Raw genomic sequence first — 13,229 nt, 5'->3', positions numbered from 1 at the left:
CGCGCGCCCGTGCGGAGCGGGTCAATGCGGTGAAACTCGGCTTACAGGTCGAGCAGCAGGCGTGCCGGATCCTCGAGCGCATCCTTCATCGCGACGAGCGACAGCACCGCTTCGCGGCCGTCGATGATCCGGTGGTCGTACGACAGCGCGAGATAGTTGATCGGACGGATCACGATCTGGCCGTTTTCGACGACCGGACGCTCCTTCGTCGCGTGCACGCCGAGGATTGCCGACTGCGGCGGGTTGATGATCGGGGTCGACAGCATCGAGCCGAACACGCCGCCGTTCGAGATCGAGAACGTACCGCCCGTCATTTCCTCGATCGACAGCTTGCCGTCCTTCGCCTTCTGGCCGAATTCGGCGATCTTCTTCTCGATGTCGGCGAGGCTCAGTTGATCCGCGTTGCGCAGGATCGGCACGACGAGGCCGCGCGGCGAGCCGACGGCGATACCGATGTCGAAGTAGCCGTGGTAGACGATGTCGTTACCGTCGATCGACGCGTTCACGAGCGGGAACTTCTTCAGCGCGTGCACGGCCGCCTTCACGAAGAACGACATGAAGCCGAGCTTCACGCCATGTTCCTTCTCGAACTTGTCCTTGTACTTGTTGCGCAGTTCCATGACCGGAGCCATGTTGACTTCGTTGAACGTCGTCAGGATCGCGTTGGTCTGCTGCGATTCGAGCAGACGCTCGGCGATACGCGCACGCAGGCGCGACATCGGCACACGCTGTTCCGGACGGTCGTTCAGCCAGGTCGTCGCCGACGCCGGCACCTTCACTTCCGGCAGCGACGGCTTCGCAGCGGCCTTGGCCGGTGCGGCGGCCGGAGCGGCCTTCGGTGCGCTGCCTGCTGCCAGCGCGTCGCCCTTCGTGACGCGGCCGTCGCGGCCCGAACCTGCGACGTCGCCTGCCGACAGGCCCTTCTCGGCCAGCAGCTTCGATGCGGCCGGCGATGCGGTGGCCGAGCTCGATGCCGTTGCGGCAACCGGCTGTGCTGCCGGTGCGGCTGCAGCAGGCGCTGCTGCCGGCTTGACTTCGGCGGCGCCCGCCGCTGCTTCGGCCGCACCTGCCTTCGCTTCGGTGTCGATCGTCGCGATCAGCTGATCGGCAACCACCGTGTCACCGTCGTTCTGCAGCACTTGCGCGAGCACGCCCGCGGCCGGCGCCGGCACTTCGAGCACGACCTTGTCGGTCTCGAGTTCGATCAGGATTTCGTCTTGCGCGACTGCTTCGCCCGGCTTCTTCTTCCACTGCAGCATGGTGGCTTCCGAAACCGACTCCGAAAGCTGGGGGACTTTGACTTCTACGATAGCCATGTGATTTTCCTGGATGCTTAATCTGGGGTGTGACGAGGTTCGTGCGATTCCTTCGGCCGATGCGGCGCGCGACGCGCCCGGCGGGCCAAAGGAGACGGGAAAGCGCCGCGCGCCTTCCCGTTTCGCTTCCGTCGGTTATTTCGCGATCGATGCGCTCTTCAGGCGGCCGAAAGCACCTTCGATCAGGGCCTTCTGCTGCTCGTAGTGCTTCGCGTAGTAGCCAACCGCCGGCGAGGCCGAGGCCGGACGGCCGCTGTATGCCAGCTTCTGCCCTTCCTTCATGCCTTCCTTCAGATGGTGCTCGACGTAGAACCAGGGGCCCTGGTTCTGCGGCTCGTCCTGCACCCAGACCACTTCAGTCGCGTTCTCGTACTTCTTCATTTCGGCTTCGAACTGCTTGTGCGCGAACGGATACAGCTGCTCGATACGGATGATCGCGACGTCGTTCGCCTTCGCTTCGCGGCGGTGTGCGACGAGGTCGTAATACACGCGACCCGAGCATGCCAGCACGCGCTTGACCTTCTTCGCGTCGATGCCGCCGTCGGTTTCGCCGATCACCGGCTGGAACGAACCCTTCGCCAGTTCCGACAGGTCCGACACCGCTTCCTTGTGACGCAGCAGCGACTTCGGCGTAGCGACGATCAGCGGCTTGCGGAACAGGCGGATCATCTGGCGACGCAGCAGGTGGAAGATCTGCGCCGGCGTCGTCGGCTGGACGACCTGCATGTTGTGATCCGCGCACAGCTGCAGGAAACGCTCGATACGGGTCGACGAGTGTTCCGGACCCTGGCCTTCATAGCCGTGCGGCAGCAGCATCGTCAGGCCCGACACGCGACCCCACTTCACTTCGCCCGACGAGATGAACTGGTCGATCACGACCTGCGCGCCGTTGACGAAGTCGCCGAACTGCGCTTCCCACAGCACGAGCGTGTTCGGCTCGGCGGTCGAGTAACCGTATTCGAAGCCCAGCACCGCTTCTTCCGACAGCACCGAGTCGATCACCGTGAACTTCGCCTGGCCTTCGGCGATGTTCTGCAGCGGCACGTACGTGCCGTCGTTCCAGCGCTCGCGGTTCTGGTCGTGCAGCACCGCGTGACGGTGCGTGAACGTGCCGCGGCCCGAGTCCTGGCCCGTCAGGCGCACCGAGTAGCCCGATGCGACGAGCGAAGCGAACGCGAGGTGCTCGCCCATGCCCCAGTCGAGCGGCTGGTCGCCGCGCGCCATGTTGCGGCGGTCGTTGATCACGCGCTCGACGAGCGGGTGGACCTTGAAGTTTTCCGGGACCGTCGTGATGCGTTCGCCGAGGCGCTTCAGTTCGGCGAGCGGCACGGCCGTGTCGGCGGCATCCGTCCACTTGCGGTTCAGGAACGGAACCCAGTCGACCGCGTACTTGCTCTTGTAGTTCGACAGGACCGGGTCGACCGTGTGGTGACCGTCGTCCATCGCCTTGCGGTACGCCTTCACGTAGTTGTCGGCGTCTTCCGCGGTGATCACGCCCTGCTGCACGAGCTTCTCGGCGTACAGCGCACGGGTGCCCGGGTGCTGCGCGATCTTCTTGTACATCAGCGGCTGCGTGACGGCCGGCGTGTCCTGCTCGTTGTGACCCAGCTTGCGGAAGCAAACGATGTCGATCACGACATCCTTGTGGAACTGCATCCGGTAGTCGATCGCGATCTGCGTCGCGAGGATCACCGCTTCCGGATCGTCGCCGTTCACGTGCAGAACCGGCGCCTCGATCATCTTGACGACGTCGGTACAGTACAGCGTCGAGCGCGCGTCGCGCGGGTCGGACGTCGTGAAGCCGATCTGGTTGTTGATGACGATGTGCAGCGTGCCGTGCGTGCCGTAACCGCGCGTCTGCGCGAGGTTCAGCGTTTCCATCACGACGCCCTGGCCCGCGAAGGCCGCGTCGCCGTGGATCTGCACCGGCAGCACCTGCAGGCCGTCTTCGTCGCCGCGGCGGTCCATCCGCGCCTTCGCGGAACCTTCGACCACCGGGTTCACGATTTCGAGGTGCGACGGGTTGAATGCCAGCGACAGGTGGACCGGGCCGCCTTCCGTCGACACGTCCGACGAGAAGCCCTTGTGGTACTTCACGTCGCCTGCCGGCAGGTCGTCGACGTGCTTGCCTTCGAATTCGGCGAACAGGTCGGCCGGCATCTTGCCGAGCGTGTTGACGAGCACGTTCAGGCGGCCACGGTGGGCCATGCCGATGATGATTTCCTGCACGCCGCGCTTGCCCGCGTGCTGGACGACTTCGTCCATCGCCGCGATGAAGCTTTCGCCGCCTTCGAGCGAGAAGCGCTTCTGGCCGACGTACTTGGTGTGCAGGTAGCGCTCGAGGCCTTCAGCGGCCGTCAGGCGATTCAGGATGTGCTTCTTCTCGTCTGCCGAGAAGTTCGGCGTCGCGCGGGTCGACTCCAGGCGCTCCTGCCACCAGCGCTTCTGTTCCGGGTCGCTGATGTACATGTACTCGGCGCCGATCGTGCCGCAGTACGTGTCGCGCAGGCCCTTGACGATATCGCGCAGCGAAGCCTGGTCGAAACCGAAATACAGGTTGCTCGCGCTGTAGGTCTGGTCGAGGTCGCCTTCGGAGAAGTCGTAGAACGCGGGTTCGAGTTCGGGAATGGCGGGACGTTCGCGACGCTTCAGGGGATCCAGATTGGCCCATTGCGAGCCAAGGAAGCGATAGGCGCTGATGAGGGACTGGACGTGAACCTGCTTGCGCGCCGCAGCCAGATTGGTGCCGCTTTCGCGCGGGATGAAGGCATTGGCCTTCGCACGCTCGGCAAACGATTCGACGATCGGGAAATGTGCGACGTCATTGGCATTCGAACCGTCCGTTGCAGGCACATTCTGCAGCGCGTCGAAATACTCTCGCCAATTCTCCGGCACCGACGCCGGATTGTTGAGGTATGCATCGTACAGTTCTTCAACGTACGAAGCATTGCCGCCGAACAGATAAGAGTTCAGCTGAAACTGCTTCATTACATCTGACATTTTACGCTCACCTTTCTTCGAGCTTCTCGAGAAATAGCGGGTTACTCAACCTTCCGCGACACGGCCTGACCGTTTAGCGGATTGCGAATCAAGTCTTGCTTGGAAGGACCTAAAACTTGCGTGCGCGCAGCATATCACAGAACCGATACCGGAGTTCACGGCGAAATGTGCCCGAAAGCACCGCGCGACGGGGTTTTGCCGGATTGCCACGCCCCGCGGGAACAGTGTTTTGCCGACAACCCGGTTGCGCGCCGCGCAGACGCAAAAAAGGCCGCCCGGAGGCAGCCTTCTTTGTCAAGCACGGGAACGGTCGAAACGCTCAGTCGACCGCGCCTTCGCGGCTCGCGCGGCGACGCTCGTGCTCCTTCAGGAAGCGCTTGCGCAGGCGGATCGACTGCGGCGTCACCTCGACGAGCTCGTCGTCATCGATGAACTCGACCGCGTATTCCAGCGACATCTGGACCGGCGGAACGAGACGCACGGCTTCGTCGGTGCCCGACGCGCGCACGTTGGTCAGCTGCTTGCCCTTGATCGGGTTCACGACGAGATCGTTGTCGCGGCTGTGGATGCCGATGATCATGCCCTCATACAGCGCATCGCCCGGCTTCACGAACATGCGGCCGCGATCCTGCAGCTTCCACAGTGCGTATGCCACGGCCGCGCCGTCGTCCTGCGAGATCAGCACGCCGTTGCGGCGCTCGCCGACCGAGCCGTCCTTGACCGGTGCGTACGAGTCGAAGATGTGGCTCATCAGGCCCGTGCCGCGCGTGAGCGTCAGGAATTCGCTCTGGAAGCCGATCAGGCCGCGCGCCGAGATCTTGTATTCCAGACGCGTGCGGCCGCGACCGTCCGACGCCATGTCGAGCATCTCGCCCTTGCGGCGACCGAGCTCTTCCATCACGCCGCCCTGGTGTTCGTCCTCGACGTCGACCGTCAGCAGTTCGTACGGCTCGTGCTTCGCGCCGTCGATTTCCTGCATCACGACGCGCGGACGCGACACGGCCAGCTCGTAGCCTTCGCGACGCATGTTCTCGACGAGAATCGTCAGGTGCAGTTCGCCGCGGCCCGACACTTCGAACACCGTTTCGTCGCCGGTGTCCTTCACGCGCAGCGCGACGTTGTGGTTCAGTTCCTTCATCAGGCGGTCGCGGATCTGGCGGCTCGTCACGAACTTGCCTTCGCGGCCTGCGAGCGGCGACGAGTTGACGAGGAAGTTCATCGTCAGCGTCGGCTCGTCGACGGTGATCATCGGCAGCGCTTCCGGCGTATCCACCGCGCAGATCGTCGCGCCGATACCGACATCTTCAATACCGTTGATCAGCACGATGTCGCCGGCTTCGGCCGAGTCGACCTGCACGCGCTCGAGACCCTTGAACGACAGCACCTGGTTGATCTTGCGGCTCAGCACGTCGCCTTCCGGGCCGAAGCGCATCACGACCGGCTGGCCCGGCTTGATGCGGCCGCGCGTGATGCGGCCGACGCCGATCCGGCCGACGTACGTCGAATAGTCGAGCGACGTGATCTGAAGCTGCAGCGGCGCTTCCGGGTCGGCCGGGCGGACCGGCACGTGCGCGAGGATCGCCTCGAACAGCGGACGCATGTCGCCTTCGCGCGTGGCCGGGTCGAGCGACGCATAGCCATTCAGGCCCGATGCATAGACGATCGGGAAGTCGAGCTGCTCTTCCGTCGCGCCGAGCTTGTCGAACAGGTCGAACGTCTGGTTGATGACCCAGTCGATCCGCGCGCCCGGGCGGTCGATCTTGTTGACGACGACGATCGGCTTCAGGCCGAGCGCGAGCGCCTTCTTCGTGACGAAGCGCGTCTGCGGCATCGGGCCCTCGACCGCGTCGACGAGCAGCAGCACCGAGTCGACCATCGACAGCACGCGCTCCACCTCGCCACCGAAGTCCGCGTGCCCCGGCGTGTCGACGATGTTGATGTGCGTGCCTTCGTACTCGACCGCGCAGTTCTTCGCGAGAATCGTGATCCCGCGCTCCTTTTCGATGTCGTTCGAGTCCATCACCCGCTCCGCAATCTGCTGGTTCTCGCGGAAGGTGCCGGACTGGCGGAGCAGTTGGTCGACGAGCGTAGTCTTGCCGTGGTCGACGTGGGCGATGATGGCGATGTTGCGAAGGGCGCGGGTCATAGAAACCTGGAAATCGTTTGAACGCGCAAGCGCGCCCGCTCGTTTTTCACGGGCGCGCGCGTTGCAGCTGGGAAAGCCTCAAATTATAGCACGTGCGAGTGTCGAAAGCTGGCTGGCACGTTGCAACGCAGCAAGCCGGGCCGGCCCGGCCTTTCCACGAACACGCGGACCTGCCGAAGGCGCCGCCGCCGGCAGACCGAAAACCCTTGTCGTGATAAGGGATTCTTGCAACGCGAAGCACGCCCCCTGCCGTTCGATTAACATTTGCCGCGGCAAGCAATTGTACCTATACTGCTGCCTAGTCAACTATTGCAGCTTCAGGGTTTTATGTCGGATTCTCCTACCCAACCGCCCGTTTCACCGCTGTCTTCGTATCAGATGAACGACAGCGTCGGTTATCTGATGTCGCGCGTGAAGTCGGTGATGACCAACCTCGTCACGCAACGTACGCAGGAAGAGCTCGGCATCACGGGCACGCAGGCGAGCATGCTGTTCATGATCGCGGTCGGCAAGTGCTCGACGGCCGCCGAGCTCGCTCGCGAATACGGGATCGACGCGAGCGCGGTTACGCGCCTGCTCGACCGGGTCGAGAAACGCGGCCTGCTGTCCCGCGTGCGCAGCATCGAGGATCGGCGCGTCGTGCGCCTCGAACTGACCGACGAAGGCCGCGCGCTTGCCGAACGGCTGCCGCCCATTTTCCGCAGCGTGCTCGACCAGGTTCTGGACGGATTTACGCCGGAAGAAGTCGGGTTCCTGAAGAGCATGCTGCGCCGCATTCTCAGCAACTATTGCGAGACGGCCGGCGGCAGCATCACGTAATAGTTGCCATAACAATTACTTTTGACAGATTAATGTAAGGAAATCCTTGCAGTGTCCATCATTCATTCCGAGTCAGGGGTCAGCGCGATGAAATCCTCCCCGTTGTCCGTGCGCGCCGGGTCGTGCCGCGCCGCCGTCGCTGCCGCGGTCGCCGCACTGGCGCTGGCGGGCTGCGCGAATTACATCGGCATCAAGAGCGACAAGCAGATCGCCCCCGCGTCGCAATTCGAATCCGCGCAAAGCCTGCCGGCCCAGGGCGGCCAATGGCCGGCGCTCGACTGGGCCAGCCAGTTCGGCGATCCGCAGTTGCCGAAGCTGATCGACGAGGCCCTTCAGGGCAATCCGTCGATCGCGCAGGCTCAGGCGCGCATCGCGAAGGCATCGTCGTACATCGAATCGTCGCGCTCGAACCTGCTGCCGAAAGCCGAAGCCAGCTACTCGTGGACGCGCGAGCTGTATTCGTCGAACGCACTGTTCCCGCCCCCGTACGGCGGCCAGTGGTACAGCGAGAACAACGCGCTCGCGAGTGCGTCGTGGGAACTCGACCTGTGGGGCAAGAACCGCGAACGCCTGCACACCGCCGTGTCGCAGGAAAAAGCGGCCGAAGCCGACATGCAGCAGGCACGCATCACGCTCGCTTCGTCGGTCGCGCGCACCTATAACTCGCTCGCGCAGCTCTATGCGTTGCGCGATATCGCGCAACGCGAGATCACCAACCGCGAGACGGTCGGCAAGATCACCGACGGCCGCGTATCGGCAGGCCTCGACACCAACGTCGAACGCCAGACGGCCCGCGGCAATATCGCGACGACCCAGGCTTCGCTGTCGGATCTCGACGGCCAGATCACGACGGTGCGCTACCAGCTCGCCGCGCTGCTCGGCAAGGGGCCTGATCGCGGGCTGCAGATTGCGGCGCCCGTGATGAACCCGAGCGGCGAAGTCGCACTGCCCGGCAACCTGCCGGCCGATCTCGTCTCGCGCCGCCCCGACATCGTCGCCGCACGCTGGCAGGTCGAAGCCGCGATGCACGACGTGAAGGAAGCGAAGGCCGAGTTCTATCCCGACGTGAACCTCGCGGCCGGCTTCGGCTTCGATGCGTTCGGCTGGGGCAAATTCCTGAACTTCGCGAGCCGCCAGGCACAGTTCGGCCCGGCGATCCACCTGCCGATCTTCGACGCCGGCGCACTGCGTGCCCAGCTCAAGGGCCGCTACGCGGACTTCGACCTGTCGGTGGCGAACTACAACCAGACGCTGATCGGCGCGCTGAACGACGTCGCGACGCAAGTCGCGTCGATCCGCGCGGTCGATCGCCAGATGGGCGACGCGCAACGTGCGCTCGACGCGTCGACGCGCGCCTACGATCTCGCCGTGATCCGCTACAAGGCCGGCCTGTCGCCGCAACTGCAGGTGCTGACCGCGGACAGCAACCGCCTCGCCTCGGAGCAGACGGTGACCAACCTGAAGATGCGCCGGCGCGACATGCAGCTCGCGCTGATCAAGGCGCTGGGCGGCGGGTTCGATGCGACCGGCACGCCGCTCGCCGCGCCCGACGCCGACAAGCCGACCAAACAGGCCGCCAACTGATCCGGCGCCACCACTACGCAGACACTCGAAATAACGGACGGAGAAAATCGCCATGAGCGACCCTCAACAAAACGCCGCCAGCGCACAGTCGCAAAACAACGGGAAGCGCAAGCGGATGATGACGCTGCTCGTCGCGGTCATCGTGATCGCGGCCATCGCGTACGGCCTGTACTACTTCCTCGTCGCCCGCTTCCATGAAGGGACCGACGATGCGTACGTGAACGGCAACGTCGTGCAGATCACGCCGCAGGTCACCGGCACCGTGATCGCCGTGAAGGCCGACGATACGCAGACGGTCAAGGCCGGCGATCCGCTGGTCGTGCTCGACCCGGCCGATTCGCAGGTCGCGCTGCAGCAGGCGGAAGCCAACCTCGCGCAGACGGTGCGCCAGGTGCGCGGCCTGTTCGTCAACGACGACCAGTACCGCGCGCAGGTCGCGCTGCGCCAGTCCGACCTGTCGAAGGCCGAGGACGACCTGCGCCGCCGCGTGGCCGTCGCGCAGACGGGCGCCGTGTCGCAGGAAGAGATCTCACACGCACGTGACGCCGTGAAGGCCGCGCAAGCGTCGCTCGATGGCGCGCAGCAGCAGCTCGCATCGAACCGCGCGCTGACTGCGAACACGACGATCGCGTCGCACCCGAACGTGATGGCCGCGGCAGCGAAGGTTCGCGACGCGTATCTCGCGAACGCGCGCAACGTGCTGCCGGCGCCTGTGACGGGCTACGTCGCGAAGCGCTCGGTGCAGGTCGGCCAGCGCGTGTCGCCGGGCACGCCGCTGATGTCGGTGGTGCCGCTGAATGCCGTGTGGGTCGACGCGAACTTCAAGGAAGTCCAGCTCAAGCACATGCGCATCGGCCAGCCGGTCGAGCTGACGGCCGACATCTACGGCTCGTCGGCCGTCTACCACGGCAAGGTCGTCGGCTTCTCGGCCGGCACGGGCTCGGCGTTTTCGCTGCTGCCGGCGCAGAACGCGACCGGCAACTGGATCAAGGTCGTGCAGCGCCTGCCGGTGCGTATCGAGCTCGATCCGAAGGATCTCGACAAGCATCCGCTGCGCATCGGCCTGTCGATGCAGGTCGACGTGGACATCAAGGACGAACGCGGCAACCAGCTCGTCAACGCGCCGAACACCGTCTACGAGACCAACGTGTTCGCGAAGTACGGCGACGAAGCCGATGCCGAAATCGCGCGCGTCATCGCCGAGAACGCGGGCAGCAACGCGTCGGCAGTGCCGGCCGCGGCGAAGCAAGGCAGCGCCGCGAAGATGATGTAACCGTTCCGACTCCGGAAAAACAACCGAAATGGCACAGGCTCCTGTCTCCTACCCGCCCTTGCAGGGCGGGCAACTCGTGCTCGGGACGATCGCGGTGTCGCTCGCGGTGTTCATGAACGTGCTCGACACGTCCATCGCGAACGTCGCGATCCCGACCATCTCGGGCGACCTCGGCGTGTCGTCCGACCAGGGCACGTGGGTCATCACGTCGTTCGCGGTCGCGAACGCGATCTCGGTGCCGCTGACGGGCTGGCTGACCGACCGTTTCGGGCAGGTCCGCCTGTTCCTCGCGTCGATCATCCTGTTCGTCATCTCGTCCTGGATGTGCGGCCTCGCGCCGACGCTGCCGTTCCTGCTCGCGTCGCGCGTGCTGCAGGGTGCGGTCGCGGGCCCGATGATTCCGCTGTCGCAATCGCTGCTGCTGTCGAGCTATCCGCGCGCGAAGGCGCCGATGGCGCTCGCGTTGTGGTCGATGACGACGCTGATTGCACCGGTCGCGGGCCCGATCCTCGGCGGCTGGATCTCGGACAACTACTCGTGGCCGTGGATCTTCTACGTGAACATCCCGGTCGGCATAGCCGCGGCACTCGCCACGTGGTCGATCTACCGCTCGCGCGAATCGACGGTGCGCCGCGCCCCGATCGACGGCGTCGGTCTCGCGCTGCTGGTGCTGTGGGTCGGCTCGCTGCAGATCATGCTCGACAAGGGCAAGGATCTCGACTGGTTCGCATCGACGACGATCGTCGCGCTCGCGCTGATCGCGATCATCTCGTTCGCGTTCTTCGTGATCTGGGAACTGACCGCCGAGCACCCCGTCGTCGATCTTTCGCTGTTCCGTATTCGCAACTTCACGGGCGGTACGGTCGCGCTTGCGGTCGGTTACGGGCTCTACTTCGGCAACCTCGTGCTGCTACCGCTGTGGCTGCAGACCCAGATCGGCTACACGGCGACCGACGCCGGCCTCGTGATGGCGCCGGTCGGGCTGTTCGCGATCCTGCTGTCGCCGCTGACCGGCAAGTTCCTGCCGCGCACCGATCCGCGCTACATCGCGACCGCCGCGTTCCTCACGTTCGCACTGTGCTTCTGGATGCGCTCGCGCTACACGACGGGCGTCGACGAATGGTCGCTGACGCTGCCGACGCTCGTGCAGGGCATCGCAATGGCCGGCTTCTTCATTCCACTCGTGTCGATCACGTTGTCCGGCCTGCCCGGCCACCGCATTCCCGCGGCTTCCGGCTTGTCGAACTTCGTGCGGATCATGTGCGGCGGTATCGGCACGTCGATCTTCCAGACCGCATGGGATCACCGCAACAACTTCCATCACGCGCAACTGGTCGAACAGGCGAACGTGTACAACCCGACGTTCAATCAGGCCGTTACGCAGATGGGCAATCTCGGGCTGACGCAGAACCAGGCGCATGGCCTCATCAACAACCAGGCCACGCAACAGGCCGCGCAGCTCGGCGTGAACGACCTGTTCTACATCTCGGCCGTGATCTTCGTGCTGCTGATTGCGCTGATCTGGATCACGAAGCCCGAACGCGCGGGCGGCGGCGATGCCGGTGCGGCAGCGTCGGCGGCACACTGAGCGCCGACCGACACCGCGCCACCGCGCGCCAAACAAAAAGCCCGGTCGAAATCGACCGGGCTTTTTGTTGCTCCGACGGCGCGCTCGCGCCGCTGCGTCAGGCGGCCGTCACGACGAGCCGTTCCGGTGCGAGCACGCCATTCGCCTTGCGCGCCACGCCGAGCAGCCGCGTTGCGTCGTAGACGCGCACGCGCTCGCCGTCGGCCGCATCGATCGGCCCGAGCTCCGACAGCGGCAGGCGCTGACCATGCAGGAACCGCTTCGCGCACGCATCGTCGAGACGAACGGACGGAAACGTCGACAACAATGCATCGACCGGCTGGAGCCACGCATCGCGCGCCGATTCATCGGCGTCCGACAGCGCATCGAGCGTCACCGCATGCTCGAGCGTCAGCGCGCCGACGCCCGTGCGACGCAGCATCGTCAGATGCGCACCGCAACCGAGCGCCTCGCCGATATCCTCCGCCAGCGTGCGCACGTAAGTGCCCTTGCTGCAGGTCACGCGAAACGTCACGTCGGGCATCTCGCAGGCAAGCAGGTCGAGCGCATGGATCGTCACGTTGCGGCCTTCGCGCTCGACGGTCTGGCCCGCGCGTGCATATTCGTACAGCGGCTTGCCATCGCGCTTGAGCGCCGAATACATCGGCGGCACCTGCACGATCTCGCCGGTGAAGCGCGCGAGCGCGGCCTCCACCGCTGCGCGGTCGCATTCGACCGGCCGCGTGTCGATCACTTCGCCCTCCGCGTCGCCGGTGGCCGTGCGCACACCGAGGCGCATCGTCGCCTCGTAGGTCTTGTCGGCCTCGAGCAGATCCTGCGAGAACTTCGTCGCCTCGCCGAAACACAGCGGCAGCAGGCCCGAAGCCAGCGGATCGAGCGTGCCGGTGTGGCCGGCTTTCTTCGCGAGAAGCAGCCGCTTCGCGCGAATCAGCGCATCGTTGCTCGACAGGCCGACCGGCTTGTCGAGCAGGAGGACACCGTCCAGCGCGCGCCGGGGCACGCGCGGGCGTTGGGATGCTGCATTCGTCATAGGTCGGCCGAGTTCAGTCGTCCTTGGTCGGCGCGTCGGCTTCGTCGTCGTCCTTCGCACGCGTCGAATTCGCTTCCTTGATCAGGCGCGACATTTCCACGGCCTTCTCGATCGTCTGGTCGTAATGGAAGTGCAGTGTCGGCACCGTATGAATGTGCAGACGCTTGAACAGCAGGTTGTGCAGGTGACCCGACGCATGGTTCAGCGCGTCCTGCGTCTTTTCCGGATCGCCGGTGAGCGCCGTGAAGTAGACCTTCGCGTGCGCGTAGTCCGGCGTGAGCTCCACGCTCTGGATGGTCACGATGCCGATGCGCGGGTCTTTGACCTCGCGCATGATGAGTTCGGACAGATCGCGCTGAATCTGGTCGGCGATCTGAACGTTGCGATTGGGAGAAGTCCGTTTCCTGGACATGATCGATCCGTGATCCGTTTATCAGGATGAAGCGGCGGGCCATTGTTGGCGCGCCACTATG

General features: G+C 64.9%; 9 protein-coding genes. 4 read left to right on the top strand and 5 right to left on the bottom strand.

Annotation, left to right across the window (positions count from 1 at the left end):
• Positions 1 to 41: 41 nt before the first annotated feature.
• The 3 genes from odhB to typA all read right to left on the bottom strand — a co-directional run bounded on the left by odhB (position 42) and on the right by typA (position 6,462).
• The gene (gene odhB, locus KVT39_RS25170; protein WP_034184037.1) at positions 42 to 1,316 is read right to left on the bottom strand and encodes a 2-oxoglutarate dehydrogenase complex dihydrolipoyllysine-residue succinyltransferase; all 1,275 of its coding nucleotides are present in this window, start codon (positions 1,314 to 1,316) and stop codon (positions 42 to 44) included.
• Between the two features lie 135 nt (positions 1,317 to 1,451).
• A complete protein-coding gene (locus KVT39_RS25165) occupies positions 1,452 to 4,316 on the bottom strand; it encodes a 2-oxoglutarate dehydrogenase E1 component (RefSeq protein WP_034184036.1) in 2,865 nt (954 codons plus the stop codon).
• Positions 4,317 to 4,635: 319 nt separating this feature from the next.
• Positions 4,636 to 6,462 (bottom strand): translational GTPase TypA, encoded by a 1,827-nt coding sequence (typA, locus tag KVT39_RS25160; protein WP_034184035.1) that lies wholly within the window; start codon positions 6,460 to 6,462, stop codon positions 4,636 to 4,638.
• 327 nt (positions 6,463 to 6,789) lie between these two features.
• Here typA and KVT39_RS25155 point away from each other — a divergent pair, with 327 nt between their 5' ends.
• The 4 genes from KVT39_RS25155 (at position 6,790) to KVT39_RS25140 (ending at position 11,726) form a co-directional block, all read left to right on the top strand.
• Positions 6,790 to 7,281: a MarR family winged helix-turn-helix transcriptional regulator gene (locus KVT39_RS25155; protein WP_034184034.1), complete on the top strand. Its 492-nt coding sequence runs from the start codon at positions 6,790 to 6,792 to the stop codon at positions 7,279 to 7,281.
• An 87-nt stretch (positions 7,282 to 7,368) separates the two neighbouring features.
• Positions 7,369 to 8,865 (top strand): efflux transporter outer membrane subunit, encoded by a 1,497-nt coding sequence (locus KVT39_RS25150; RefSeq protein ID WP_105393027.1) that lies wholly within the window; start codon positions 7,369 to 7,371, stop codon positions 8,863 to 8,865.
• A 52-nt stretch (positions 8,866 to 8,917) separates the two neighbouring features.
• Positions 8,918 to 10,138, top strand: a complete 1,221-nt coding sequence (locus KVT39_RS25145; protein ID WP_034184032.1) for an efflux RND transporter periplasmic adaptor subunit — start codon at positions 8,918 to 8,920, stop codon at positions 10,136 to 10,138.
• 28 nt (positions 10,139 to 10,166) lie between these two features.
• Entirely contained in the window at positions 10,167 to 11,726 is a 1,560-nt protein-coding gene (locus KVT39_RS25140; protein ID WP_034184031.1) for a DHA2 family efflux MFS transporter permease subunit, read from the top strand.
• Between the two features lie 97 nt (positions 11,727 to 11,823).
• Here KVT39_RS25140 and truB read toward each other — a convergent pair whose 3' ends face one another.
• Together truB and rbfA are read right to left on the bottom strand one after the other, a co-directional pair.
• Positions 11,824 to 12,756, bottom strand: coding sequence for a tRNA pseudouridine(55) synthase TruB (gene truB, locus KVT39_RS25135; protein WP_131948514.1), 933 nt, complete (start codon positions 12,754 to 12,756; stop codon positions 11,824 to 11,826).
• Positions 12,757 to 12,769: 13 nt separating this feature from the next.
• Entirely contained in the window at positions 12,770 to 13,168 is a 399-nt protein-coding gene (gene rbfA / locus KVT39_RS25130; RefSeq protein ID WP_217590445.1) for a 30S ribosome-binding factor RbfA, read from the bottom strand.
• Positions 13,169 to 13,229: the final 61 nt, after the last annotated feature.

This window comes from Burkholderia sp. GbtcB21, assembly GCF_019091065.1.
Lineage (GTDB): Bacteria > Pseudomonadota > Gammaproteobacteria > Burkholderiales > Burkholderiaceae > Burkholderia > Burkholderia pyrrocinia_C.
Note: the sequence above shows the minus strand (reverse complement) of the source record. Positions and strands in the feature narration are given on the sequence as shown.